The organism is Sphingobacterium yanglingense, from assembly GCF_004363245.1.
In the GTDB taxonomy this organism is placed as follows: domain Bacteria; phylum Bacteroidota; class Bacteroidia; order Sphingobacteriales; family Sphingobacteriaceae; genus Sphingobacterium; species Sphingobacterium yanglingense.
This window is the reverse complement of record NZ_SNYV01000001.1, coordinates 75,581-101,337: the sequence shown is the minus strand read 5'-3', so window position 1 is coordinate 101,337 and position 25,757 is coordinate 75,581. Positions and strand designations below refer to the sequence as shown.

The following is a 25,757-nucleotide window of genomic DNA, read 5'->3' as shown; positions in this document are numbered from 1 at the left end:
TCTAATTCAATTGAAGTGCAACATTAGTCCCTATTTTCAATTTTTCACCCGGCACCAGCGATTGGGAAATCACTTTCCCTTTTCCACCGACCTGGCTTTTGAAGCCCGCATTCTCCATCGTATATAGTGCATCAATCAGTCCCATGCCAACTACATTTGGCACTACCCCTTCACGCACCGATACTTCAATAAAAGGAACCCCTTTTTTGGAAGTATCGGTCGCTGCACCTTGTGCTATTGAATTCCAGTTATAAGACGTAAAGCCCAAAGCTTCGTACACTTTTGTCGAAGCTTCCTTTGAACCTGCTAATGTAAGCGGCGTCTTTACACCTGCAACATTCACATTACGTTTCGCAAATGAACCATGCAACGATAAATCATTTGCGTATACCATATCAGCCAACTCTTTAAATACAGGCCCTGCGACCGAACCTCCATAGTAGCCATTACGTGGATTACGAATCACCACAATCATTGAGTACTTCGGATTTTCAGCTGGGAAATACCCTGCGAAAGAAGACTGATACCTTCTCTGTCCATAGCCTCGTGCATTATCTGCCATTTGTGCCGTTCCCGTTTTTCCGGCCGAAGTATACAGTGGACTCGTCAGTTTCTTACCCGTCCCCTCCGTCATCACCCCTTCCAACATACGCTGCATTTTTGTTATCGCACTTTTAGAAGCCATCTGCTTATTTATAACACGTGCTTCAAACTTCTCCACTGTATTCCCCAAATGTCTTATCTCTTTCACAAACAAAGGCGCTACCATCTTACCATCATTAGCAACACCATTATACAACACCAACGTCTGCAATGGCGTAAGCAACAACTCATATCCATAAGCCATCTGTATCAAGGACAACTTACTCCAACTTCTATTTTTCGGCGTCTTTACCACTGGCTTTCCTTCTCCTGGAATCTGCAGGTGCAAAGGCTCATTCAATCCCCAACTATGCAGTTTTGAAGTAAACTTGGAGGGATTATCTCCGTACTTCAGGTTGATCAACTTCGTTATTGCCACATTGGACGATGCCTCGAAACCTTCTTTGGCCGTCATCATCGATTTCTTTGGAGCATGCGAGTCACGAATCGTATGCGAAGGCACTTTATAGGTACCATTCCCCACATCGACCATAGTGTTTGTATCAATCAAACCGTCATCCAAGGCCACCAAGTAAGAAGCCAATTTAAATGTCGATCCCGGATCTGCAGATTGTGCTATTGCATAATTAAACTTTTCTCGGTACTCGCCATCCGTATCCTTTGTGAAATTAGCAATCGCCCGCACCTCTCCTGTAGCCACCTCCATTAGGATAACACAGCCCTCATCAGCATTCGACGTTTTCATCTGTTTGCCCAGAGCGCGTTGCGCCATATCCTGCATATTGACATCAATAGTCGCAATGATATCTGAACCATCCACAGGAGCGACCTCTACTTCACGATTCAAAGGAACCCACACCCCTCCTGCAATACGTTGCATCATTTGCGCTCCACTCTTTCCTTCAATATAATCACCATAAGCACCTTCCAGTCCTACGCGATATTCATCATTTTTATAACCGATAGTCCGCGCAGCCAAATTAGTAAATGGTAAGATGCGTTTATTTTGCCTTACCGAAACCATACTACTCGAAAACCGAGACTTACCTTCCCTAAAGGTTCGCATCAACGGAAAAGTCTTTAAAACCTTCAAATCCTGATGCGAAACCCCTCGCTTGATCAAGACGTAGCGCTGTTTCTTACTACGCGCTTCTTTCAGCATATTCAAATATTGCCGCGATGACTTATCTTTAAAGAACCCTGCCAGCTTTATAGCCAGAGAGTCCACCTTCAAATTAAACACATCGTTATGCTCGACCGGAATAGCCATCGCATCAAACCGGATTTCATACTCAGGTACTGAAGTAGCCAAAAGACTACCGTCGTTAGAAAAAATATTTCCCCTTGCCGCCTCTACAACACGCTCTTGAATAGTCAAACTGTCCGCAATCGCCTTCCATTCCTTTCCATCCACATATTGCAAGTGAAGCATCTTGGCAAACACAGCCAAGGCCCCAAAGACCATAAGCCCGAAAGCCAGGTACACTCTTACCAATATGGACTTTCTAATATTCATGCTACCTAAGCGTTATTCTATCTTTCTTCTTTTAAAACCTCAAGTTTTATAGGTGGTTCCGTACGCTCTTTCAAGCCTAAGGTATCCGCCCTCTTTGCAATCTCCGTCTGCGTCGTCAGTTTCATCAACTCGGCAGACAGGGACTTATAATCCCAACTCAACTCCTTCACTTCCTTACCCAACCGATCAATCTGTCGCACCGTGCGCTCGGCCAGATGCCGATTTGATATATATATTAATGTCAACAGAACCAAGAAAGCAACAAAGGGCAGATTCTTTGTAACCAAGTAGGTAGAAATTCTACCAGGAGAGAAAATTGTCCGGATAAAATCCTGTGTCTCCTCTACTTTTTCCTCTACCGCATCAGACATTTCTTCTTGAACATCTTCACTCAACTCCTTATTACGTATCGTGTTTTTTCTAGACATCCCTGTTTATTTAATACGTCCGACTTCTGTCAAACACCATTATTACCTCTCACCTAGGTAAGCTTCTCAGCAACCCTCAACTTCGCGCTTCTCGATCTATTATTTTCAGCAAGTTCCGTTTCAGATGCTGTAATCGCCTTACGCGTCACAATCTTAAACGGCTTAATTTCATTTCCAAAAAAATCTTTCTCCACCTCACCCTTAAACTTACCTTTCAGCATAAAATTCTTGACCAGCCTATCTTCCAATGAATGATAAGACATTACAACCAATCTACCCTCAGGCTTCAGCACTGAAATGGTATGCAACAAAAACTCCTGCAATGCCTCCAGCTCTTTATTCACCTCGATACGCAAAGCCTGAAAAACCTGCGCATGATATTTATGTTCCTTTCCACGAGGAACCATCTTCTTTATAACCTCTTTAAGCTCAGCAACAGTCTCAATAGACTTTGTCAAGCGCGCCGTCACAATCGTTTTTGCCAGAGACTTTGCATTCTGCACCTCCCCATACATTCCAAAAATCCGGTGCAGCTCTTCCTCTGGATAGGTATTCAGCACCTTGCGCGCATCCAGATCCGACACCTGATCCATCCGCATATCCAGATCAGCATCAAAACGAATTGAAAAGCCACGTTCGGCATCATCAAATTGATGCGACGAAACACCCAAATCCGCCAATATACCGTCCACCTGCCGAATCCCCTCTAAACGGAGCGAATTTTTCAAAAACCTAAAATTTTGATGAACCAACACAAAACGTTCGTCATCAATTTTATTACGCAATGCATCCGGATCCTGATCAAAAGCAATCAAACGACCATTTGGACCTAGATGCTTCAGAATCTCCTTAGAATGCCCGCCTCCTCCAAAAGTCACATCCACATACACTCCATCCGGCTTAATAGCCAACCCTTCCATACACTCGTGGAGCATAACCGGAACATGATACACCTCTTCGCTAGCCATCTAAACCTCCAAAATCTAAACTTCCCATTACTTCCTCCGCCAACGCAGAGAAATCCTCCCCATCTCCCAAATCCATTTTCTCATCGTAAACCGCTTTCGGCCAAACCTCCACTTTGTCAAACTGACAAGCCAACACCACATCTCCCTCAATATTCGCGTAATCCAAAAGCACTTTTGGCAACAACACACGCCCAGCCGAATCCAAAGACAAAATAGTCGCCCCTCGCATAAACTGACGGACAAACTCCCTGTTCTTCGCATTAAACGTATTCAACTTTGAAATTTTAGCAGCTTGTTTATCCCATTCCTCTCGCGTATAAATAACAAGATTCTTATCGAAACCTCTATTCACAATAAGCCCCTCCTGCTCCACATCCGGCAATTGCCGTTTGAGCGCAGCGGGAACCACCAATCTACCTTTGGCGTCCAACTTACATTCGAATTCTCCGATGAGCTGAATCATTGAGCTAATTATGCTAAATTATATTTCAAATGTAAAAGTATACACTTTCCCCCACAATCCCCCACAATCCCCCACAAAAAAGTTTTCCACATAGAATTTAATCTACAAAGCACCTAAAAAAAGTACGCTGAGCCACAAAAAAAGCACCTAATTACTGATTATCAATAAAATCTAAAAATCCATATTTCATAAGCACCAGCAACACAACAAGTAACACCAATACGCAGAAACCTTAAAAAAAACACACTTTTTTTAAAACTGTGGGGCAAAGTGGTAGGTCCTAAAACTTGAAATTATTAATTGTCCATCATTCGTTATTCTCCTTCAAATCCAATAATTTTGCACATTAGCCATTGGCAATGCGAGATGCTACCCTTGGCATAATTTTAGTTTTTAAGTTTTTACCTTATATAATGTATAGAAGTCATAATTGTGGCGAGCTACGTGTAGCCGATGTCAACAAAGAAATTACGCTTTCGGGTTGGGTTCAAAAGAGCCGGGATAAAGGTTTTATGATCTGGGTAGACCTTCGGGACAGATACGGAATCACACAGCTTATTTTTGATGAAGTACGCACCTCTACTGAAGTAATGAAGTTGGCAAAGTCGTTAAGCCGCGAATATGTTATTCAAGTAAAAGGAACGGTTATCGAGCGTGAATCCAAAAACGCGAATCTCGCAACAGGAGAAATTGAAGTACTAGTCACTGAACTGACAATTTTAAATGAGGCACAGCTTCCCCCTTTCACTATTGAAGATGAAACAGACGGTGGTGAAGATATCCGTATGAAATACCGTTATCTTGATATTCGTCGCAATCCGGTCAAGAATAGTTTATTATTTAGACACAAGGTAACCCAATCGGTCAGAAATTACTTATCCAACCTTGACTTCTGCGAGATCGAAACTCCATACCTTATTAAGTCTACACCTGAAGGTGCTCGCGACTTCGTGGTTCCTTCACGCATGAACCCTGGACAATTCTATGCACTACCACAATCTCCACAAACCTTCAAACAACTATTGATGGTCGGTGGTATGGACAAATATTTCCAGATTGTAAAATGCTTTAGGGATGAAGACCTTCGTGCAGACCGCCAACCGGAATTCACGCAGATTGACTGCGAAATGTCTTTCATTGAACAAGAAGATATCCTGAATGTATTTGAAGGACTGACTAGACATTTATTAAAATCAATTCACAATATTGATATCGACGCTTTCCCACGTATGACTTTTGACGAGGCGATGCGCAAATACGGCAACGACAAACCGGACATCCGTTTCGGAATGGAGTTTGGCGAATTGAACGCTGTAGCACAGCACAAAGAGTTTGCGGTATTTAATAACGCAGAACTTGTTGTCGGTATCGCTGCACCTGGAGCTGCCACCTACACACGTAAAGAAATCGACGGTCTAATCGACTGGGTAAAACGTCCTCAGGTAGGTGCGTTGGGCATGGTTTATGTCAAATGCGAAACTGATGGCTCGTTCAAATCTTCAGTAGATAAATTTTATGACCAAGAGGACTTGAAAAAATGGGCCGAAGCTACCGGTGCAAAAGCCGGAGATCTTATTTTGGTATTGTCCGGACCTGCAAATAAAACACGTGCTCAACTGAGCGCATTGCGTATGGAACTGGGTAACCGTATGGGACTACGTAAGCCTGATGAATTTGCCCCACTATGGGTAGTCGACTTCCCGTTATTGGAATGGGACGAAGACAGCAGTCGCTTTCACGCGATGCACCACCCATTCACCTCTCCTAAAAAAGAGGACATGCACCTGCTCGATACCGACCCGGGTAAAGTCAGAGCTAATGCTTACGACTTAGTATTGAATGGTAACGAAATCGGCGGTGGGTCTATCCGTATCCACGACAAAGAAACGCAAGCCTTGATGTTCAAACACCTTGGTTTTACAGCCGAACAAGCACAAGAACAATTTGGCTTCTTGATGAATGCATTTCAATACGGAGCTCCTCCACACGGTGGTTTAGCTTTTGGATTGGATCGTCTTACAGCTATATTGGGTGGACAGGAAACCATCCGCGACTTTATTGCTTTCCCTAAAAACAACTCGGGTCGAGATGTCATGATTGATGCTCCAGCCCAGATAGACCAGGCCCAGCTCGAAGAATTGAGTCTTGCCTTAAATATTAAAGCATAATAAAAACTCCCGCTGCAATACAGCGGGAGTTTTTATTAATACCCATCAAAACGGGCACGAAAGCGCATTATCGTGTCAATTAAAATATACACTTTCAGAAAAAAAAGAGTAGTTTTACCACATGGCTCAAAACGTTGCAGAGAAATTTTTAAAAGACAGCACGACAAAATCCTTTGACCTCCGTCACCGCGAAATTATCAATAACAACATTGACAAATACGAGGTGGCTTTTGAGAAAGGAAAAAGTAAGTTTATGGATTTAAATAATTCCAGAACTAAAGCAAATCTGATAAAATGGCGCGTAATGGAAAACCTTGATAAGTACCTCTTGGATTTCGAAGCCAATTTTACGCACAACGGGGGCAAGGTCATCTGGGCCAACGATGCCGAGGAAGCGCGTCAGGAAATTTGGAAAATAATGGAGAAGCACAACGCTAAATCCGTAATCAAATCCAAATCCATGGCTACCGAGGAGATTGAACTCAACCACTTTCTCCAAGAGAGAGGCGTAGAGACTATAGAAAGCGATTTGGGTGAGTATATCATCCAATTGCTCGATCAAAAACCGTATCATTTTGTGACTCCCGCCATGCACCTAAGCTTGGAGGACATCGCAAAGTTATTTCACGAAAAATTTGACACCCCGCTAGACGCAACTGCCGAGCAATTGACCATGAAGGCACGCGAGCTACTACGGTCACACTATACGAGCGCAGATATCGGAATTACCGGAGCCAATTTCCTTATCTCTGATACAGGTAGCATTGCTATTACGGAGAATGAAGGCAATGCCCGTCTCACCACCACATTTCCGAAGATACATATTGCCGTTGTCGGCATAGAGAAGGTAATCCCCAGCATTTCGGATCTCGATTTATTCTGGCCTTTACTTGCTTCACATGGAACAGGCCAAAATCTCACCGTATACAACAGCATCCTGAGCGGTCCAAGAATGGATACCGACACAGATGGCCCCGATGAGATGTATGTAATCCTTCTGGACAATGGTCGTACTGACCTTTTAGAAAAGAAAGAACAACGTCAAGGACTATACTGCATACGCTGTGGCTCCTGCCTGAATGTCTGTCCTGTATATCAAAATATAGGAGGACATAGCTACGAAACGACCTACCAAGGTCCTATTGGCTCATTAATATCACCACACCTGAATGGCATGAAAGAATTCAAACACCTTTCTTATGCCTCCAGTCTATGTGGCAAGTGTACCGAAGTATGCCCTGTAGGCATCGACATACACAATATGCTCTTGCACAACAGAAGAGATGCCGTCCAAGAAAATCTTACTACTGCAAACGAAAAACGTATGTGGAAAGGCTTTGCCTATATGATTCAAAAGCGTCGCCTGCTTGATTTTTTTGGAGGGAAATTCAAAAACTTCTTCATGCGCAATTTCTTCAAGAAAGCTTGGGGCGACAAACGTGCGTTACCGGATTTTCCTAAGAAATCATTTGCACAGCAATGGAAAGATAAAGAAAAGCATTCATAAAAAAAGCGAGCCTAGGCTCGCTTTTTTTATGAATGCTTTTAATCTATGTATTCAAATCCGGTGTAAGGTACTAACACTGCAGGAATTTTAATCCCCTTATCGGTTTGATTATTTTCTAAAATAGAGGCTACGATACGCGGCAGCGCCAATGCTGAACCATTCAACGTATGCGCCAGTTGCATTTTGCCGTCTTCATTTTTAAAACGCACTTTCAATCGATTGGACTGATAGGTTTCAAAGTTAGAAACCGAAGACACCTCCAACCAACGCTCCTGCGCTGCACTATAAACCTCCATATCATAGGTAAGCGCTGCTGTAAAGCTCATATCTCCACCGCAAAGACGAAGCACGCGGTAAGGCAATTCCAACTTCTGCAATAACCCTTGGATATAATTACTCATTTCCTCGATGACCTCATACGATTTATCTGGATGCACAATCTGAACAGCTTCAACTTTATCAAATTGGTGCAAACGGTTCAAGCCACGCACATGCGCTCCGTAAGAACCCGCTTCTCTACGGAAACAAGGTGTATAAGCACAGTGTCTGATCGGGAACTGCTCTTCCTTTACGATTACATCGCGGTACAGATTCGTTACCGGCACCTCTGCTGTAGGAATCAAATAAAAATCATCGTTTGTCACGTGATACATCTGTCCCTCTTTATCCGGCAATTGTCCTGTTGCGAAAGCAGATGCCTCATTTACTAAAACTGGCACTTCTACCTCCGTATATCCCGCCGCACCTGCCTGATCCAAAAAGTAATTGATCAACGCACGTTGCAAACGCGCTCCCTTACCTTTATACACAGGAAATCCTGCTCCTGTCACTTTTACACCGAGCTCTAAATCGACGATATCATACTTGGTCAACAACTCCCAGTGTGGCAGCTTGGTCTCACCCAAATCAGGAATATCACCATGCGTCAGCACCACCTCATTCTCTTCAGGAGTTATCCCCACCGGCACCGAACTGTGCGGAAGATTAGGCAGCTGTACGATCTTGCTGTTAAGCTCCTGCTCCACTTGAGACAAGCGTTCTGTAAACTCTTTGATCTGTTCTTTATATCCCGAGGATTTTGCTTTAACCGATTCAGCTTCTTCTTTCTTTCCCTGACGCATCAAATCACCAATTTGCTTAGCGGATGAATTTGCTTCTGCAGCGATCGCATCGGATTCACTTTGAATCTGACGGCGTTGTTCATCCAAGCTAATGATCTCATCAACCAAAGCTACATCTTTAAAGTTTTTCACAGCCAATCTTTCGATGACCGTATCCCTGTTTTCGCGGATATAATTTAACTGCAACATATATTTTGAGTTTTATGAGGCAAAGATAAGAAGTCTCTCCGTCAAAAAATTACTTTTTGAGCCTTTTCCTTAAAATCTTTACCTTTGACTATGCTATACTTAGTCCCTACCCCCATCGGCAACTTAGAGGATATGACCTTTAGAGCGATACGTATTCTAAAGGAGTCCGACCTTATTCTTGCTGAAGACACACGCACAAGTGCCCCCCTACTAAAGCACTTTGGCATAGAAAAGAAAGTCTTTGCGCACCATCAACACAATGAGCACAAAGCTGTTGCCGAGATTATTCGTTTTTTAAAAGAAGGACAACAGATCGCATTGATTTCAGATGCAGGAACTCCGGCTATCTCTGACCCTGGTTTTTTACTGGTCCGTGAAGCCATCAAAGAAGGCATCACAGTACAATGCCTACCAGGAGCAACGGCCTTTGTACCCGCACTGGTCAATTCAGGGCTTCCTAATGACAAGTTCTGCTTTGAAGGCTTTCTTCCTGTCAAAAAGGGTAGACAGACACGCATGAAACAACTTGCTGAAGAAAAAAGAACAATGATTTTTTATGAATCACCACATCGCTTACTCAAAACCATCGAAGAGTTTATGACTTACTTTGGAGAAGAAAGACAAGCATCGATATCCCGTGAACTCAGCAAGCTATACGAGGAGACACAACGCGGCACATTAGCTGAGCTAAAAACCTACTTCGAAAATAACCCGATCAAGGGAGAATTTGTGTTTTGCGTAGCCGGATTAGAATAGCGCACGTTCGGCAGGATAAAAGTTTTATTACACATTAGTGAATACAACGCATTTTAGTTAAGTTTACTAATAGATTAGTTTACATATTGATCACGATCATTCGATAAAAAAATGAGTTTAGATAAGTATATACAAGACGGGCAAGACCTTAAAGTTGTAGAGAAAATACACAGCAAGATTGTCGATATGCTGACCCATGGGGAGGCCCTTAGTTACATCGCTTTACAAAAAAAACCTGCTGTAACCTTATTACCCGATAGTATAGCCATCAGCAACAAACGGATTTTCCTATGTGAATTTACGAAATTGGGCTTAGCTACAAACTTCGAAATTTTCTCGTGGAAAGACATCAAAGATATCGCTTTCAAAGAAGAGATATTTGGATCCAAGGTCACTGTTATTCCATTTACAGGAGAGAACCTGAGCATAGATTACATCCCAAAAACACAGGCACGCAAACTGTACCAGTTGATCAAGGAAGCATTAGAAAATGTCAAAATTGAAAATGAGGAGCCTGCAGTCAAACCTATAGTTCCTATCCGCGACCTATACGAGGAGCCTAAGCGAGAAATCCCTGCGCCTATCACACCTGTTTTTGAAACACCGGCACCTGTAGCACAGCCGATCGTCGAGCGCCCAGTAGTTGTCCCTGAAGAAACAAAAGCAGAACCTACTCCTGTATTCGAGAGAACAGAACCGTCGCCAGCAAAAGTCGAGGTAGAAGAGGATGAGTTAACATTAAAACTGAAGAAACTGAAAGGACTCTTTGACAAACAATTGATCTCCCAAGCGGAGTACGAAAGTAAGAAAGCGGAAATTCTCTCTCAGTTATAGTATAGCACGTGAAACAAAACTATTTACTGGCACTACTCAGTGCCTTTATGCTTTGGCTTGCATGGCCACCAGTCCCTTATACCGGACTCCTGCTATTGGTAGCATTCGTTCCCCTATTGGTTGCAGTCGAGAATATCATTCGTGGCAACTACCACAAAAAAGGAACGAAAATATTTCAAGTCAGTTTTTTGACAGGCCTTGTCTGGAATACCGCATCGATTTATTGGGTATTTAATGCGATGAATGCCTTTCTTCCTGCGGTGGTATCTTTAGGCATTGCATTGATTCCCTTTGCACTTGCCCCCCTATTGATGGCCTTAGTCTTTAGATTATACTATCAGTTGCGCAAGCGCCGACATATCGCCGTGAGTTTTGTAGGGCTTGTATCCTTATGGATGGGCTACGAGTACCTGCATCAAAGTTGGGGCCTGGCTTTTCCATGGATGAATCTAGGGAATGGTCTCTCCAATGTACATCAATTGGTACAGTGGTACAGTATTACCGGTGTCTATGGCGGTACGCTATGGATTTGGTTAACGAATATTTTTGCATTCCTATATTATTGGCAATACAAAGAAAAGGTCGCTGCATTTTCTCAAAAGAAGCTAATTATCGGTGTCCTAGCTATCGTATTATTACCAATAGGGATTTCATTGTTCCAATACTTTACCTACGAAGAACACATCAATCCTTCGGAAGTCGTCGTTGTACAGCCTAATATAGACCCGTATCAGAAATTTGGTTCCATCACACCTGAACAGCAATTAGATAAATTGTTTGAACTTTCGGCAAGTGTCGCCAAACCCAATACGGAGTTCTTCCTATGGCCCGAGACCGCTATTTCGGACCGCAACGGTATCAATGAAGAAGATTTCAGGGAGTACCCTGCTTACGAAAAAAGCGTCTCCTTTTTAGAGAAATACCATAATGGTAATATTCTGTCGGGTATTGAGAGCTACCTCATCTACCCGGATCAGAAAACATTAACTGCACGTCCCTTTGGCAACAAATATCTGGATAGCTTCAATGCCGCAGTATTGATCGATGGCTCTAGCAAAGTCCAATTTTACCATAAGTCCAAATTAGTACCCGGTGTAGAGCAAATGCCTTTTGGTCAGGCTCTTTCGTTTATGAAGCCACTTTTCGAACATTTTGGCGGTACCACAGGGGGCTACGGCTTTGATAAAGAACCCTCTGTATTTTACAGCCAAAGTGGTATAGGCGCTGCTCCTGTGATTTGTTACGAATCCATCTGGGGCGAATATGTAGCCGAATACACTAAAAAAGGAGCACAATTTATCGCCATCGTCACCAATGATGGTTGGTGGAAAAACACTTCGGGCAAAGACCAGCATCTCGCCTATGCCAAGCTAAGAGCTATTGAAAATAGACGTTGGGTCGCACGCTCCGCCAATACCGGGATATCGGGATTCATCAATCAACGTGGAGACATTGTACAGCATACCCAATGGTGGGTTCCTGCGGCACTCACACAAGAAATCAATCTGAACGAAGAGCTGACCATCTATACAAAATACGGTGATCTGATTGCTTATTTAGGATTATTGGGCTGTCTAGTTAGTGTCGTATTAATAGCAATTCCAGCGTCTACGCGCAAGAAGCTTTCCTGATTACAGTACGTCACGAACATACTCTTTCAGAAAAAAATATAAATAAATACACTCACAATAGTTAATTTTGTAACTATGCAAGTATATCTAGACAACGCAGCTACTACAGCCATTGACCCAGCAGTCATTGAGGTAATGGTAGCTACCATGCAAAATGACTTTGGGAACCCTTCTTCTATACACACGCACGGTCGTCAGGTAAAGACTATTGTAGAAAAGGCCCGCAAAACTATTGCAAATTTACTACATGCTTCTCCGTCGGAGATTTTCTTCACATCAGGAGGAACTGAAGCAGACAATATGGCCATTGTCCGATCCATAGAAGATTTTGGAATCACGCACGCCATCACGTCTCCTATAGAACATCATGCGGTGCTCCATACGCTAGAAGAGCTAGAGAAAACAGGTAAAATACACCTGGATTTTCTACGTGTAGATAGCGAAGGACACATTGATCTACAGCACCTCGAGGAATTATTAGAAAAAAATCCCCGTAGCTTCGTTTCGATCATGCAGGCCAACAATGAGATTGGTAATCTTACTGATTTACATAAAGTGTCCGAGATTTGCCAACGCTATGATGCGCTGTTACATTCAGACACCGTACAGACGATGGGACATTATCCCCACAATTTGTCAGAACTAAAAATTGACTTCATCACTGGAGCTGGCCACAAATTTCACGGTCCTAAAGGAGTTGGTTTCTTATATATCAATGGTAAGAATAAAATAAAACCATTAATCTACGGGGGAGCCCAAGAACGAAATATGCGTGGTGGCACCGAAAACATATATGGTATTGCGGGTATTGCTAAGGCACTGGAAATTGCCTACAGCAATATGGAAGAGCACCATGCCTATATACAGGAGCTAAAGAGCTACATGATAGACGAATTAACGAAAGCTATTCCCGACATTCGATTCAATGGTTGTATAGATCCTAAACAATCCCTATATACCGTATTGAATGTATCGCTACCGTGCACAGAGATGGCAGATGTCCTATTATTTAACCTCGATATCATGGGCATATCAGCATCAGGCGGTAGTGCTTGTAGCTCCGGATCAGATATAGGTTCGCATGTCCTTACGGGAATTAAAGCCGATAGCGAACGTCCTTCTGTACGTTTTTCTTTTAGCAAATGGAATACCAAGGCAGAAATAGACTATGTCGTCGGTAAATTGAAAGAAATCTGTGAACATGGATAATAAAAAAAGGAATCTAAAATAGATTCCTTTTTTATTATTTCTTCTTTGCTAATTGGTAACTTTCCGCTAGTTCTCCGGTTATCTCATTACCAGAGAGATCCAACTGCACCAGCAACTCACTTTCGATTTTATACTTATAATCGACACCATCCAAAATCAATCTATTTTTATCTATTTCCCACTTCCCTTCTTTCACAAATTGATCATTCGATTTACCATCATAGGTATACACCAACGTATAGGAATGGTCCCGATGCAGCTCCAACATCGTACTTATCGCATCACAGTCTACACAAGGGAGGTTCCCTCCATATACCCCGACAATATTTGCGGCCAATAGCTCTATGTTCTCCAGCTTGTCTTTTGCTGTAGTCCTCTTTTTATTGTTTATACAACCAACAAAAAGAGCAGTTACTATTAAAGCTATTGATATATAGTTAAAAAACCGCATTTGTACTCCTTTGTCCAAAGCTTTCAAAAACAGTACCAAAAAAATACTTTTGGGTCAAATAAGATAGACTACAACCATTGGTTGGGACATCAATCCGTCCCACAGACCAAACAAGTCACTTTTAATCTAAAATTTAAATGGGAATATCTTTTCCAACAGAAAATATCGGGTATAGAAAACGGGGATTAATAATCGTCATCTTCATCGATTCCACGAAGAAGATTCAACGCCGACTGCAGTTCGCCCATCGCATGTCTATTCCGCATTCGACTTGCAACTAATATACCCGCTTCATATATTTTTTCGGCAGACTCTTTCTCATTTTGTTTCTCCAGAAACTTCGCATAATGATAATATGTCCCTACATAATCAGGATATGTCGAAACCATATTCTCAAATCCCTCTCTACTCTTTTGAATATCACCAAGTTTCACGTATTCCATCGTGAGCGCATAGTGCAAGAAAGGATCCTGTGGTGTTTCCTTTATAAAATCTTTAAGCTGCTCAATCCTATCCATTGTTGTTCAAATTTAATAATCCCTGCAAAGAAAACTAAAGCACTCTACAAAACAAAATACAACTTTTTTAACATCGTAAAATATAACGGAAATCCTATTTACCACAACACGTCATTTCGACCGTAGTGGAGAAATCTATGGATAGCTATAAATTTAACCCTTTTTGTCTATAGATTTCTCCACAGGGTCGAAATGACGAGAAGCCTATTCTCAATGCATATCTTAATATTATGCCCGCATAGGATTTTACATAAAATTGACTATATTTGATAAGTAAACTTAAGTGTTAATCAGTAGATTTACTGTAGAGTGACTGACACAAAGCAAAGCGTCACTCAAATCCGTTCTTATCCCATGCATTTTTTAATATAGCATGCGAATAAATTTATTTATGTAAAACCAAAAGATTAGTATATGAAGATATTAGTATGTATAAGTAATGTCCCGGACACTACATCGAAAATAACATTTACCAACGAGAACACCACATTCAACACGACTGGCGTTCAGTACATCATCAATCCTTATGACGAGATTGCCCTTTCCAAAGCTGTTGACCTCGCTGCTGCAGCTAGCGGTTCGGTTACAACGATTACCGTGGGCGATGCAAGTACTGAACCTACCATCCGTAAAGCCCTTGCAATAGGTGCAGACAATGCCGTCCGTGTCGACGCAGCGGCATCTGACGCCTGGTTTGTGGCAAACCAAATTGCAGCGTATGCCAAGAATAATAATTTTGATTTAATCCTAACTGGTCGTGAATCCATAGACTACAATAGCGCACAGATTGCTGCAATGGTAGGCGAGTTATTACATATACCGTCTGTATCCATTGCCAAAGGCATACAGGTTGCCAATGGTCAAGCTAGTGTCGAACGCGAGATTGAAGGTGGCAAAGAAGTCCTTACCGCTTCCCTTCCTATAGTAATCGGTACTGCCGAAGGAGTTGCAGAACCAAAAATCCCGAATATGCGTGGTATCATGGGGGCACGTAGCAAGCCATTAGAAGTTATAGCAGCTACGGCTGTTGAACCACTCACCAAAGTCAAGTCTTATGCCACACCTCCGGCACGAGGTAGTGTGACATTAGTCAATGAGGATCAGGTAGACGAGTTGGTCAGCCTATTACATAATGAAGCGAAAGTAATCTAACAAAGGTTATGTTCAAACTATAAACAAGAATTTTTATGTCAGTATTAGTATATATAGAGAATACAGAAGGCCAATTCAAAAAATCGGCTTTTGAAGCAATATCATATGGCAAAGCCGTAGCCGACCAACTTCAGACCGAGGTTATCGCTATTTCTATAGGGACTGTAAAAGAGGATGAATTACAGAAATTAGGAGGCTATGGAGCCGCTAGAGTACTCAACGTCTCTACCGACAATCTGAGCTCTTTTGTCAACCAGGCTTATGCTTCCATTTTAGCGACAGCCGCTCAAAAAGAAAACGCATCAGTGGTTGTCTTATCGAATACATTTAGCGGTAAAGGACTCGCTCCACGCGTGGCAACCAAGCTTAGTGCAGGTATTGTCTCTGGAGCCTCTGCCTTACCTCAAATCAATGGCGATACATTTGAAGTACAGACTTCCGCTTTTTCAAACAAAGCAATCGCAACGGTATCCATTCAATCCGCTGTAAAGGTATTGACGATCAACCCAAATGCGTTCCCATCCAAAGAAACAGGCGGTTCTGCCACAGTAGAAGCCTACACTCCAGATATTCCGTCTACTGATTTCAGTACTACTGTACAGGAGATTGTACGCGCTACCGATACGATATCACTCCCTGAAGCGGAAATTGTCGTGTCTGCAGGTAGAGGCCTAAAAGGTCCCGAGAACTGGGGTATGATCGAAGAACTGGCAAAGGTTCTTGGTGCGGCGACAGCCTGTTCAAAACCCGTGTCTGATGCAGGCTGGAGACCTCATTCCGAACACGTGGGTCAAACAGGAATCGTAGTGAGCCCCAACCTATATATTGCCATTGGTATTTCCGGGGCAATTCAACATTTGGCTGGGGTATCTTCTTCCAAGACAATCGTTGTAATCAACAAAGATCCTGAAGCTCCTTTCTTCAAAGTAGCGGACTATGGTATCGTGGGTGACGCCTTTGTAGTAGTTCCCAAACTCATTGAAGCTTTAAAAAAGCATAAAGGAAACTAAAAAATAACCAAGCAATGGCACCGCACTTAGGGTGCCATTGTTAATTTCCCGCATTTTATCTAAGTTTGTATCATTGGAAAAGGGATCGCCTAATCCATATCACGGAGTGTATTAGGATGAAGAAATTAAAGTTAGATATTGTCGGCTTATCATATAGTCAGACCCAGTCTGGTGCTTATGCGTTGGTATTGGGTGAAGTTAATGGGAACAGACGCCTACCCATCATTATCGGAGGCTTCGAAGCTCAGGCCATCGCTGTGGAGATTGAGAAGATGACGCCTAGTAGGCCACTCACTCATGATCTTTTCAAGTCTTTTGCGGACGTCTTTAATATTGAACTTGAAGAAGTACTGATCTACAATCTTGTCGATGGTATCTTTTTTGCAAAAATCGTCTGCAAGAATGCCGGAAAATCGGTAGAAATCGACGCCAGGACTTCCGATGCCGTAGCCCTAGCAGTACGTTTCGGCTGCCCTATATACACCTACGACTTTATCATGTCTTCCGCAGGTATTGTAATCGAGAACAATGACTTTGCATTTTTAGAAAATATATCGGCAGCGTCTACTGCCGAAACAGAAAATGCGGCTCCCGAACAAAAGGACGAACAACCTCCAAAAGCAGTATCTCCCTATGCTTCTCTCAGCGATGAACAGTTGGAGAATACCTTGCAAAAAGCTATCGCGAACGAACAATATGAGGCGGCAGCCCGTATCCGCGATGAGATCGAACGAAGAAAATCATAACACACCTATATGTCTATAAAATTAAGACTGACTGTCATGAACTTCCTGCAATTTTTCGTGTGGGGAGCATGGTTGATTACCATTGCCAATTATTGGTTTGGCACCAAACAATGGGACGGCACGCAGTTTGGCGCCATTTTTTCAACCATGGGGATTGCCTCCCTATTCATGCCGACATTGATGGGAATAATCGCTGACAGATGGGTCAATGCAGAGCGCCTCTATATTGGTCTTCATTTACTTTACGCCATCTGTCTGATTTACCTCGCGCAGACCACAAACCCAGATAGCTTCTTTACCGTAATGTTGCTGGCCATGTGTTGTTACATGCCGACCCTCGCACTGTCCAATTCAATTGCCTACAGCTCCTTGACCAAAGGAAACTATGACCTCATCAAAGCCTTTCCTTTGATCCGGGTATGGGGAACCGTAGGTTTTATCGCTGCCATGTGGCTGACCAATCTTACGGGCAATAAAGCAACCGAATATCAGTTTTATATCGCTGCCGGAGGTTCTATATTTCTAGGAATATATGCCATCTTTATGATCCCAAAATGTCCACCACAGCACCTTACAAAAGAGAATGCTAAACTATCAGAGCTCTTGGGATTAGAGGCCTTCAAATTGTTCGGGAACTATAAAATGGCTCTTTTCTTTATATTCTCCATGTTCTTGGGAGCAGCTCTGCAGCTGACCAATGCCTATGGAGACGTCTTCCTAAGTGAGTTTGCCTTTTATCCCAAATACGCAGAATCTTTGGTAGTAGAGCGCTCGACCATAATCATGTCCATATCACAGATATCGGAGACCTTATTCATCTTAGCAATTCCTTTTTTCCTAAAGCGCTTTGGTATTCGTAATGTCATGCTCTTTGCGATGATTGCCTGGGTGCTACGTTTTGGTCTTTTCGCATACGGCGATCCATCTTCTGGACTATGGATGATCATCCTATCCTGTATCGTATACGGAATGGCTTTCGACTTTTTCAACATATCTGGATCACTGTTTGTTGAAACCTCGACCGATTCAAAAATACGTTCTTCGGCACAGGGACTCTTTATGATGATGACCAACGGGATAGGTGCGATCTTAGGTTCTCAGGTATCCGGTTGGATGATTGATAAATACTACACAAAGCCCTTTGACACCTTAGATGGTCTTGCGGCACGTCTTGAGACCAGTGCGGATAATCCAAAACTATTGGATTTTATAGCGGATAAAGGAGTACAAATCACGAATGGCACATTCGATTCTGCTATTTATCTAAAAGACTGGCACCATATATGGTTGGCTTTTGCAATATACACCTTGGTCATCGTAATTGCTTTTTCCATCCTATTCAAACATAAACACGACCCAAAGGACCTGGAGAATACAGGTCACTAACATAAAAAAGGCTCTTCAGAAATTGAAGAGCCTTTTATTTTTTATAGTTTAAATGTCAGTGAAAATTGTCCTGTTTCAAAAAAGTTATTAAATGAGTTCACATTCATGTAAAAATTATTCCTAGACTTGGTACCATCCTCACCGATTTTGGTCGTATTAAATCCTATGACATCTCCAAAAGAATACCCAAGCGCTACATTCTTTGTTAAAAAGAAATTAGCACCTATACCTGCTTTCGCAGCAAAATGATTTGATTTGACATCATCATAACCAGCTGCCATCGTAATCTTTCCATTAAGATAGGCCGCATTCAACTCCGAATAAGCTTTAAAGCGCTCGCCTATGTTCAGGAAATAATATCTTCCAAAAGCTCCTACCTTATATTCATTGTATTTACTCTTAAATATATTATTATTTGCCCCCAGCTCTTCCTTATTGATTTTTAGAATTCCTAAATCAACTCCAATCGCAAATTTATCACTTAAAAAATAGCCTACCTTAGGCGAAAAACCGAAATGACTATTTTTCAAATCAGCATTTTTATCTTTACTACTGTGGATATTGATCTGTCCTTCCAGTAGTATATCGCCTTTGTTTAACCCAAATTCCTGGGCCTGAAGCATAGATGTTAAGCCGGCTGTCACGGCAATAGTTAGTAGAGTTCTTCTCATAGTTTTAATTTTTAAAGTTTATTGACAGCAATAATATTCAAATTAATTTTCATAAAAAATACTTTAACTATTCTTAACTAAAAAAGGCAAGATATAACTACCTTGCCTTTAATAACTTAAAAATATTTTTATTTATCTCGCCTTGACCTCAGCGATCATCGTTAATACCGCATCAATAGTCGATTTGGCAGCGTCTTTCATTTTTTGCGTGCCTGAATAATCGGCATCCAGTGTTACTTCCTTAGATTTCTCTTTATACGTATATTTTAAGATATAGCGTGGCACCTGCTTTCCTTCAGTAGAGTCTTTTCGCGGTGTAGTCATGTTGTCATCAACATTCCAAAATCCCAACTCCATCGCTTTGCGGTGTAAGTACAACAAATCATTATCCCGCATTTTCAATGTATCCGTCAATACTTCATTGTCCTTTGTCAGGTAGTGATAAATCCTTGTCTTAGAATTGTATGTGTTCAACATTTCTCCAGGTGTACCATATGTAATCTCAATGGATTCGAAATCCGAAAACCGGTAAGGAGCATTTTTTATCATGGATGAATAATAAATACCACAATAGACCACAAATGGAACAATGATACAGATTCCTAGAAAAATTTTTCTTGCCTTATCGCTCATAACTAAAAAATATGCACAAAAGTACATATTTAAAATACAACCTGTGTCAGAGAAACGCAATTAGCACACATATCCTGCTATTTAGTCAAAGTTGGATAAATTTTATTTTACTTATGTTTGTAGATAGCGTATATAAAAATCGTTAAGCAAGCAGAAATAATGACACACACACTTCTCTATATCCACAAATCTCTAATAGTACTATTTTTCATAAGCTTAACAAACCTGTTGCAAGCTCAGGAAACCCTTGTCACCTATATAAAAAAAGATGGCAGTTTCACTCCCCTCAAAGACTCTGCAGCATATACTAGCATATTGCAGCTACAGGCAAATGATGCTGGTCTTTACGAGCTTAACGAATACTACCCAAATGGCAACCTGAAGCGCCATGCCTGGGTTAAGACTCCTGACCCTAAACGATTGCGTTTTGAGGGACCTGTCAAGAGCTTTTACGATAATGAAGTGCTCCAGTCCATCTATCAATATAGCAACGACAAAATAGCAGATACCGCAAAAAGATATTACCGCAACGGTGTATTAAAGGAAACTCGATTTTATGTAAAAAATCAGAGCAGCCCAGCTTTAATAGCTGACTATGAATTAGCCAGCCGTTTAGTTTATTATGCAGACTCTCTTAACAATGTACAGGTCAAAAATGGAAATGGTACCGCAACATTTTTTTCAGATGATCAGGATTTCGAACAGGGTAACTATGTTGATGGCCTACGCGCAGGCCACTGGAAAGGTAAAATGACAAAGGGGAAATATCAGTTTGAAGAATGGTACGAAAAAGGGGTATTAACAAAGGGAATTACCACAGATAGTACCGGCCAAGAATACAACTACACCCAAAAAGACGTTGAACCCGAATATCCGGGAGGCATTCAGCAACTAAGAATGTTTATAGGCAACAACTATAGATATCCGACTGAAGCTATCAAAGCCAACATATCCGGACAAATCCTCATCAGCTTTGTTGTTGAAAAAACAGGAAAAACCTCTAGTTACAAAATCATCAATGACTTAGGATACGGCACAGGGCAGCGAGCAATCGACGTACTAAAGAGAGCAAAAGATTTTACCCCTGGCTACAGGCGAGGCATTCCTGTTCGTGTCGCTTACTCCGTCCCCATTCAGCTAAACCTTAGCTAATTGAGCTACGACCCTATCAAAAAAATAAAAGCTTAGAAATACAGGATACATCTTATATTTCTAAACTTAATAGCAGACCATAATAAATCAACGTGCTATTCTGCTCCTTTAGGTGTGACCGGCTTTATAAACTCCAGTATCGTATCATCAAATTCGTCTACCCGATCATATAGACTGTCTATTTTTTCATTTAGGTCTGTATAGGTATCGATGTATTCGTACATCATATCATAGTACTTACCTTCCCGCTTCCGGATGTGTCCCAGTACACCTTTGAAATCATCCAGATCCCGATCAAAGGACACCATATCGACAGCGCAGTTCTCGTAATCATCAAAAATAGTACGAAACTCTTTAAAAGCAATTTCGGTCATCCAGATATCTTCCTCAAGACTATAGTCCTCATATTCGTAAAACTCTCCTGCTTGGTTGATCAGCTCAGGGACATACTCGCACAATAACCTATCCAGATCCTGCGTAAACGTCCTAAGCTGCATCCTAATCCGTGGGCGCTCCGGATTCTCTGGTACCATCACCAACAGATGCTCCAATTTTCGTCGAGCATCCTCATACACCTCTTCGACACGTTCAAGCTTAAAACCAAGACCCGGTATTTTTTCCCTAGCAATACGCAACCGCTCCTCCCACTGCAGCACGCGGTCATGCATTTCATAATATACTTCTATTGCATTTTTTTCAAACTCAGGAGCTACCTTATCTTCATCCACCAGTAAAATGATCCTTCGAAGTGCATGTTCTGTGATAATTTCCTTTATCATTTCCTTATTGATTAATAGGGCAGGCACGCTACTATTCTGTAATGTACCTGCCACTGGTTTTAAACTTTAAACGACCAATGCCGTAACGATATCACTAAAATTGGTCACTGTATCCCGACCTAGATAAGAAACTCGGAACTCATACTCCTGCAATCGCTCCAGCCCGCTGAGTTCTAGCGTCGAACTACTATTCAATATCCCTGTCCATTCCTCCGTCCCCTTCTTACGGTGTTCATACTGATACAGTCTTGCATGCTTCCAGTGATGGACCTTTATCCGTAGAATACCGCTTCCCACTTCCATGTTTTTAACCACTAGACCTGTGGCCTTCGGTGTGCGCCCGATCCGGTTCTGCGTCGATTTTGATGGTCGATATCCTGCTGCGAGAATGATATTCGGATCACCCTGTGCCTGCGCATCGACATAGTGGGACAATCGGTAAATCACCTGATGTAAATCCTTTCCTTTCTGTCCTTTGAGGACCACAGCTCGCATATCCCTGTGTGTTGCCTCTGCATAGGCCGCGCGATAAGCGGACAGACTTGTCTCTAGAGTGGCCAAAGCCGGCTCGGGATCTGCAAACATGGTTGCATTTTCGGTCATCTTTTTTAAGATGTGTTCAGCATAGTTCAACAACTCGGTTGCATCTTTGCTTCTGAAATTTGGTTTAATCATTTTTGTTAAATTTTAAATAAATAATAATTAATAAACTCATTACAAAGATGTGGTACAAAATGACCGAAAAGGTTTGTTTTTCGGCCAAATTCAAGGGGTGCCTAAAAAACTTTTTGCCGTTTTACAAACCTTTTTGTTGACAATAAAACTAATTAAAACGTCAAAAAACCGTGATATTACTATCAAAAACACACATTTTATAGTTAAAAAAACTTCAAATCCCAAGATACTTCGAGCTACATCGTAGTCTCGACACGCTAGCGTGCAGCATCCAATCGCTAACGCGTCGAGGCTACAAATCAGCTTCGAAACAGCTCGCGCTATCGTCTCTCCTCCACCCCCTATCTTGAAAGCTATACAAGCATACCTACAGAGTCCATACGCTAGGGAATACCATCCGTAACCTAAGTCGTCCAAGCAAATCACTAGCGCATCTCCCTGCCTCGATAGCGTACAGCCTTGACGTACAAATTCGTCTCCCCTACTCGTTAGCTCTTTGATAGCCTGCAATAGCATACAGCTTCAGCAAGATAGCGTGGAGCCTACGTACATTAACGCGCTACCCTCATACACTAAGCCCGCACCGCCAAGGCCTAGCGTGTCTATACTTTCCGCTATCTCTCCTTTCTTAACCTATCCTTTATCAATACTGTCCCCGTCTTACGCTCCTCCCTAGGGGTTCGGCAAAAACACTTTTTATACTGTACTGCAAAGTGCTTAGCATCTGGAAAATGAAGCTTTGCAGCTATATCCGCGATAGAAAGATCGGACTGGCTCTTTAACAGTTCTCTCGCTTTATATAGTCTTACCGTAATTATGGTTGCTTTCACTCCTAAAGACCTTCCCTCAAATGCTCTTGTTAGATTCCGTACCGAGCAGCCAAGTACATCGGCAATCTTTTCACTCGTCAAATCATATATTAAATAGTGTTCCTGAACATAAGCCAACGCCCTATGATAAATTTGTATCAGGGTCTCTTCTTTGGAAAGAATCCTAGGTTGCGTCAGCTGAATCGTATAATTACTAAAAAGTCGCCCTATAGCGACACCGGTCTGGTACAGCGCGTTGAATGGCCCTAATGCTTTTTTACACAGCCCCTCAATAATCTGCCGTTCGAGATAAGAAATAGATATAGACCGTAATGTATTATGCTGTTGCTCATCATAAGCCTGTCTCAGAGCGGGCAATTCGGCCAAAAGCTGCAATCTCGAATTCCCTGTAAGCCCCAAAAAGAGTGCCCATTGCCGTTCGGCGGCTAAGGTCAGCGTATAGCGCTCTGATTGTGCAGTAAACGACATTAAACAGTCTGCGTAGTTATTCGCTCCATTCGGAAATACCGTCTTGCCCTGCAGCTGTATAGAGAGCCACAGCACCTCATTGCCGACAGATGGCAAATCAACAGCATGTAAGCCTGCTGACTGACCTTTGACTTCCAAGATGACGATATCATCCATCCGGGATTGAATCAAATGTATTCCTTCAGCAGGGTTGGATAGCATCCCTTGTGAAAATATAGAAAGGTGCATCGTCTTCGCTACATCTCGTGGGCTACGCCTAGACACCACCGCCTCTTTCCATAAATGGGAGAGTTCTCTATGTGACATAGTATCTTAAGTCATAATTGATATAGACCTAAGATAGGAATAAAGGAGCTAAATAGAAAATACACATCCCATTAGATAATCCATAAAGAATCGAACTCAAAGTCGCTTATAAGGAAAAACCTCCTAAAAAGAGGTTTTCCTTCTTGCGCCCATGTTAGTACAATAGTGCATATTAATAGGGAGTGTTCTGTAGGATTCTGATTAAAATTTAAAGGTAACCCCTGCATTCAATATCGAAACACCGTATCCTAGCTCAGCATAGGCTCCTATGCTTTCTGTAAAAAACCATCTTCCGCCAATAAAGCCCGAAAAACCCAGTCCGCTTCCATAGGTATTGGCAAATGAGTCATCTCCGCTATCTGACGAATATTTGGCAATATTATAACCAAGCATCGCACCTCCGTACACATCCAACGATGGGACTTCGCTCAGGCCATTGTAGTGATAGGCACCTCTCAGTCCCACAATGGTATAATTCCATTTAGCCGTATAGCCCAGGTCATTGTATTTATACCCCGTATTGCCGACATAGCCTCCTAGGCTGACGACGCCCGAGCCTCCGACAGCCCACATCCCATGGTCGACAGCTATTGCAATAGCAGGACGGGCCTTGCCGAGACCACCCAAAGCCGTACCCAGTCCGATACCGGCATTGATTGCAGTAGTTCCTTTTTGAAATTGTTGTCCATGAACGGTTATTGTCATAAAAGCCGCGAAAAGGATAAAGAATAGTTTTTTCATTTTTTTGTATATTAAGTAATGCTGAATAAATTTTAGCTCGCTTTCTTGTAGGTAAATACACGTGTCTCTTTCAATACCTTGGTATTCTTGTCATAGACTTCAGCCTTGACAGGGTAGCCCGCGGTATTATAACTGAATACCCAGTTGTCATTTGTTGTGGTGCCTCCACCCACTCCAGATGTAGTCAGGGAATATGAACGGGCATTATTTACGGAGCTTAATTTCCATGCCCATGGATAACTTGTATAGCGGTACGGTTTGTCATCATAATCGCCTAGTATATGAGTCATGGTAAACGAATTATATGCACCAACAGTTTCCCATTTAATAGGGTTGCCTTTTTCATCAGATGTATAGGTAGAGATGTTGACCTGGTTTCCCTCTGTATCGAATGAAGTTTCGGTTACATTCCTCCCGGAATAGTTATACGTCATGGTTGCAATGGTTTCATTCTTGCCATTTTTCAACACTCCAGAGGTGGGTTTATCTCCGGACCCATAGGTATATTCCTCAGTCATAGTAGATTGTCCGCCGGATTTCCGTTCTATTTTGATCATTTTATTTCCATTGTAGGTAAAATTTTCTGTGACCACGGTCCCATCGATGCCATATATATGCCGCACCACTACCTGATTCTTAGCATTGTATTCAAATCTCATTTCAGTTTTACCATTTGTCTTTTCTTCGGTAAGGAGCAACCTGTCGCCAGAACCGACACCTGCGTAGCACGGACTGTTCTCATCTTCCGGATCGCAGTCATCGTCTTTTGAACAGGAAACCAGGGCTACTGCAATGAAAAGCAGCCATATTGTTTTATTGATCATTGTTTTCATTTTCTATCTATTT

Annotated in this window: 25 protein-coding genes; 11 read left to right on the top strand and 14 right to left on the bottom strand. The window is 42.2% G+C overall.

The features are described from left to right. Position 1 precedes the first annotated feature (1 nt). The 4 genes from CLV99_RS00420 to mraZ are packed head-to-tail and all read right to left on the bottom strand — an operon-like array spanning position 2 to position 3,978. Entirely contained in the window at positions 2-2,119 is a 2,118-nt protein-coding gene (locus CLV99_RS00420; RefSeq protein WP_133582514.1) for a penicillin-binding protein, read from the bottom strand. Between the two features lie 17 nt (positions 2,120-2,136). Then, positions 2,137-2,547 (bottom strand): FtsL-like putative cell division protein, encoded by a 411-nt coding sequence (locus CLV99_RS00415; protein WP_133582513.1) that lies wholly within the window; start codon positions 2,545-2,547, stop codon positions 2,137-2,139. 53 nt (positions 2,548-2,600) lie between these two features. After that, on the bottom strand, positions 2,601-3,515 hold the full coding sequence (rsmH, locus tag CLV99_RS00410; RefSeq protein ID WP_133582512.1) for a 16S rRNA (cytosine(1402)-N(4))-methyltransferase RsmH: 915 nt from the start codon (positions 3,513-3,515) through the stop codon (positions 2,601-2,603). Continuing rightward, entirely contained in the window at positions 3,508-3,978 is a 471-nt protein-coding gene (gene mraZ / locus CLV99_RS00405; protein ID WP_133582511.1) for a division/cell wall cluster transcriptional repressor MraZ, read from the bottom strand. The genes rsmH and mraZ overlap by 8 nt, the downstream gene beginning before the upstream one ends. A gap of 413 nt (positions 3,979-4,391) precedes the next feature. Here mraZ and aspS point away from each other — a divergent pair, with 413 nt between their 5' ends. Both aspS and CLV99_RS00395 read left to right on the top strand, forming a co-directional pair. After that, positions 4,392-6,146 (top strand): aspartate--tRNA ligase, encoded by a 1,755-nt coding sequence (aspS, locus tag CLV99_RS00400; protein WP_133582510.1) that lies wholly within the window; start codon positions 4,392-4,394, stop codon positions 6,144-6,146. Between the two features lie 121 nt (positions 6,147-6,267). After that, complete coding sequence (locus CLV99_RS00395; RefSeq protein ID WP_133582509.1) at positions 6,268-7,653, top strand: LutB/LldF family L-lactate oxidation iron-sulfur protein; 1,386 nt, start codon at positions 6,268-6,270, stop codon at positions 7,651-7,653. Positions 7,654-7,691: 38 nt separating this feature from the next. On the opposite strand, the gene serS is transcribed toward CLV99_RS00395, so the two are convergent. Further along, positions 7,692-8,963, bottom strand: coding sequence for a serine--tRNA ligase (gene serS, locus CLV99_RS00390; RefSeq protein WP_133582508.1), 1,272 nt, complete (start codon positions 8,961-8,963; stop codon positions 7,692-7,694). Between the two features lie 90 nt (positions 8,964-9,053). Here serS and rsmI point away from each other — a divergent pair, with 90 nt between their 5' ends. The 4 genes from rsmI (at position 9,054) to CLV99_RS00370 (ending at position 13,393) form a co-directional block, all read left to right on the top strand. After that, on the top strand, positions 9,054-9,719 hold the full coding sequence (rsmI, locus tag CLV99_RS00385) for a 16S rRNA (cytidine(1402)-2'-O)-methyltransferase (RefSeq protein ID WP_133582507.1): 666 nt from the start codon (positions 9,054-9,056) through the stop codon (positions 9,717-9,719). A 111-nt stretch (positions 9,720-9,830) separates the two neighbouring features. Next, the gene (locus CLV99_RS00380; protein WP_133582506.1) at positions 9,831-10,553 is read left to right on the top strand and encodes a PH domain-containing protein; all 723 of its coding nucleotides are present in this window, start codon (positions 9,831-9,833) and stop codon (positions 10,551-10,553) included. 8 nt (positions 10,554-10,561) lie between these two features. After that, positions 10,562-12,184 (top strand): apolipoprotein N-acyltransferase, encoded by a 1,623-nt coding sequence (gene lnt / locus CLV99_RS00375; protein ID WP_133582505.1) that lies wholly within the window; start codon positions 10,562-10,564, stop codon positions 12,182-12,184. Positions 12,185-12,259: 75 nt separating this feature from the next. Beyond that, on the top strand, positions 12,260-13,393 hold the full coding sequence (locus CLV99_RS00370; protein ID WP_133582504.1) for a cysteine desulfurase family protein: 1,134 nt from the start codon (positions 12,260-12,262) through the stop codon (positions 13,391-13,393). A gap of 34 nt (positions 13,394-13,427) precedes the next feature. On the opposite strand, the gene CLV99_RS00365 is transcribed toward CLV99_RS00370, so the two are convergent. Continuing rightward, positions 13,428-13,844 (bottom strand): copper resistance protein NlpE, encoded by a 417-nt coding sequence (locus CLV99_RS00365; protein ID WP_133582503.1) that lies wholly within the window; start codon positions 13,842-13,844, stop codon positions 13,428-13,430. 185 nt (positions 13,845-14,029) lie between these two features. Continuing rightward, the gene (locus CLV99_RS00360) at positions 14,030-14,362 is read right to left on the bottom strand and encodes a tetratricopeptide repeat protein (protein WP_133582502.1); all 333 of its coding nucleotides are present in this window, start codon (positions 14,360-14,362) and stop codon (positions 14,030-14,032) included. A 414-nt stretch (positions 14,363-14,776) separates the two neighbouring features. Here CLV99_RS00360 and CLV99_RS00355 point away from each other — a divergent pair, with 414 nt between their 5' ends. From CLV99_RS00355 to CLV99_RS00340, 4 genes are all read left to right on the top strand, one after another. Further along, a complete protein-coding gene (locus CLV99_RS00355; protein ID WP_133582501.1) occupies positions 14,777-15,514 on the top strand; it encodes an electron transfer flavoprotein subunit beta/FixA family protein in 738 nt (245 codons plus the stop codon). A gap of 35 nt (positions 15,515-15,549) precedes the next feature. Continuing rightward, entirely contained in the window at positions 15,550-16,524 is a 975-nt protein-coding gene (locus tag CLV99_RS00350; RefSeq protein WP_133582500.1) for an electron transfer flavoprotein subunit alpha/FixB family protein, read from the top strand. Positions 16,525-16,640: 116 nt separating this feature from the next. Then, positions 16,641-17,270 (top strand): bifunctional nuclease family protein, encoded by a 630-nt coding sequence (locus CLV99_RS00345; RefSeq protein WP_133582499.1) that lies wholly within the window; start codon positions 16,641-16,643, stop codon positions 17,268-17,270. Between the two features lie 9 nt (positions 17,271-17,279). After that, positions 17,280-18,656: a nucleoside permease gene (locus CLV99_RS00340; RefSeq protein WP_133582498.1), complete on the top strand. Its 1,377-nt coding sequence runs from the start codon at positions 17,280-17,282 to the stop codon at positions 18,654-18,656. Between the two features lie 41 nt (positions 18,657-18,697). On the opposite strand, the gene CLV99_RS00335 is transcribed toward CLV99_RS00340, so the two are convergent. Then, complete coding sequence (locus CLV99_RS00335; protein ID WP_133582497.1) at positions 18,698-19,327, bottom strand: outer membrane beta-barrel protein; 630 nt, start codon at positions 19,325-19,327, stop codon at positions 18,698-18,700. Positions 19,328-19,459: 132 nt separating this feature from the next. Continuing rightward, positions 19,460-19,960, bottom strand: a complete 501-nt coding sequence (locus CLV99_RS00330) for a hypothetical protein (protein ID WP_246032666.1) — start codon at positions 19,958-19,960, stop codon at positions 19,460-19,462. A gap of 228 nt (positions 19,961-20,188) precedes the next feature. On the opposite strand from CLV99_RS00330, the gene CLV99_RS00325 reads away from it, so the two are divergent. Beyond that, positions 20,189-21,112 carry an energy transducer TonB gene (locus CLV99_RS00325; protein ID WP_162849967.1) on the top strand — a complete coding sequence of 308 codons (924 nt, stop codon included), beginning with the start codon at positions 20,189-20,191 and terminating at the stop codon, positions 21,110-21,112. Positions 21,113-21,207: 95 nt separating this feature from the next. On the opposite strand, the gene CLV99_RS00320 is transcribed toward CLV99_RS00325, so the two are convergent. The 5 genes from CLV99_RS00320 to CLV99_RS00300 form a co-directional block, all read right to left on the bottom strand. Then, positions 21,208-21,945 carry a hypothetical protein gene (locus tag CLV99_RS00320; RefSeq protein WP_133582495.1) on the bottom strand — a complete coding sequence of 246 codons (738 nt, stop codon included), beginning with the start codon at positions 21,943-21,945 and terminating at the stop codon, positions 21,208-21,210. A 12-nt stretch (positions 21,946-21,957) separates the two neighbouring features. Continuing rightward, complete coding sequence (locus CLV99_RS00315; protein WP_133582494.1) at positions 21,958-22,566, bottom strand: hypothetical protein; 609 nt, start codon at positions 22,564-22,566, stop codon at positions 21,958-21,960. A 614-nt stretch (positions 22,567-23,180) separates the two neighbouring features. Continuing rightward, positions 23,181-24,170 (bottom strand): AraC family transcriptional regulator, encoded by a 990-nt coding sequence (locus CLV99_RS00310; RefSeq protein ID WP_133582493.1) that lies wholly within the window; start codon positions 24,168-24,170, stop codon positions 23,181-23,183. A 201-nt stretch (positions 24,171-24,371) separates the two neighbouring features. Further along, positions 24,372-24,911, bottom strand: coding sequence for a hypothetical protein (locus CLV99_RS00305; protein WP_133582492.1), 540 nt, complete (start codon positions 24,909-24,911; stop codon positions 24,372-24,374). A gap of 32 nt (positions 24,912-24,943) precedes the next feature. Beyond that, positions 24,944-25,744, bottom strand: coding sequence for a hypothetical protein (locus CLV99_RS00300; protein WP_133582491.1), 801 nt, complete (start codon positions 25,742-25,744; stop codon positions 24,944-24,946). Positions 25,745-25,757: the final 13 nt, after the last annotated feature.

Excerpts from the sequence above, each read along its gene's own strand:
- CLV99_RS00420 (WP_133582514.1), bottom strand. The coding sequence starts at position 2,119 with ATGAATATTAGAAAGTCCATATTGGTAAGAGTGTACCTGGCTTTCGGG.
- CLV99_RS00415 (WP_133582513.1), bottom strand. The coding sequence starts at position 2,547 with ATGTCTAGAAAAAACACGATACGTAATAAGGAGTTGAGTGAAGATGTT.
- rsmH (WP_133582512.1), bottom strand. The coding sequence starts at position 3,515 with ATGGCTAGCGAAGAGGTGTATCATGTTCCGGTTATGCTCCACGAGTGT.
- mraZ (WP_133582511.1), bottom strand. The coding sequence starts at position 3,978 with ATGATTCAGCTCATCGGAGAATTCGAATGTAAGTTGGACGCCAAAGGT.
- aspS (WP_133582510.1), top strand. The coding sequence starts at position 4,392 with ATGTATAGAAGTCATAATTGTGGCGAGCTACGTGTAGCCGATGTCAAC.
- CLV99_RS00395 (WP_133582509.1), top strand. The coding sequence starts at position 6,268 with ATGGCTCAAAACGTTGCAGAGAAATTTTTAAAAGACAGCACGACAAAA.
- serS (WP_133582508.1), bottom strand. The coding sequence starts at position 8,963 with ATGTTGCAGTTAAATTATATCCGCGAAAACAGGGATACGGTCATCGAA.
- rsmI (WP_133582507.1), top strand. The coding sequence starts at position 9,054 with ATGCTATACTTAGTCCCTACCCCCATCGGCAACTTAGAGGATATGACC.
- CLV99_RS00380 (WP_133582506.1), top strand. The coding sequence starts at position 9,831 with ATGAGTTTAGATAAGTATATACAAGACGGGCAAGACCTTAAAGTTGTA.
- CLV99_RS00370 (WP_133582504.1), top strand. The coding sequence starts at position 12,260 with ATGCAAGTATATCTAGACAACGCAGCTACTACAGCCATTGACCCAGCA.
- CLV99_RS00365 (WP_133582503.1), bottom strand. The coding sequence starts at position 13,844 with ATGCGGTTTTTTAACTATATATCAATAGCTTTAATAGTAACTGCTCTT.
- CLV99_RS00360 (WP_133582502.1), bottom strand. The coding sequence starts at position 14,362 with ATGGATAGGATTGAGCAGCTTAAAGATTTTATAAAGGAAACACCACAG.
- CLV99_RS00355 (WP_133582501.1), top strand. The coding sequence starts at position 14,777 with ATGAAGATATTAGTATGTATAAGTAATGTCCCGGACACTACATCGAAA.
- CLV99_RS00350 (WP_133582500.1), top strand. The coding sequence starts at position 15,550 with ATGTCAGTATTAGTATATATAGAGAATACAGAAGGCCAATTCAAAAAA.
- CLV99_RS00345 (WP_133582499.1), top strand. The coding sequence starts at position 16,641 with ATGAAGAAATTAAAGTTAGATATTGTCGGCTTATCATATAGTCAGACC.
- CLV99_RS00340 (WP_133582498.1), top strand. The coding sequence starts at position 17,280 with ATGTCTATAAAATTAAGACTGACTGTCATGAACTTCCTGCAATTTTTC.
- CLV99_RS00335 (WP_133582497.1), bottom strand. The coding sequence starts at position 19,327 with ATGAGAAGAACTCTACTAACTATTGCCGTGACAGCCGGCTTAACATCT.
- CLV99_RS00330 (WP_246032666.1), bottom strand. The coding sequence starts at position 19,960 with ATGAGCGATAAGGCAAGAAAAATTTTTCTAGGAATCTGTATCATTGTT.
- CLV99_RS00315 (WP_133582494.1), bottom strand. The coding sequence starts at position 22,566 with ATGATTAAACCAAATTTCAGAAGCAAAGATGCAACCGAGTTGTTGAAC.
- CLV99_RS00310 (WP_133582493.1), bottom strand. The coding sequence starts at position 24,170 with ATGTCACATAGAGAACTCTCCCATTTATGGAAAGAGGCGGTGGTGTCT.
- CLV99_RS00305 (WP_133582492.1), bottom strand. The coding sequence starts at position 24,911 with ATGAAAAAACTATTCTTTATCCTTTTCGCGGCTTTTATGACAATAACC.
- CLV99_RS00300 (WP_133582491.1), bottom strand. The coding sequence starts at position 25,744 with ATGAAAACAATGATCAATAAAACAATATGGCTGCTTTTCATTGCAGTA.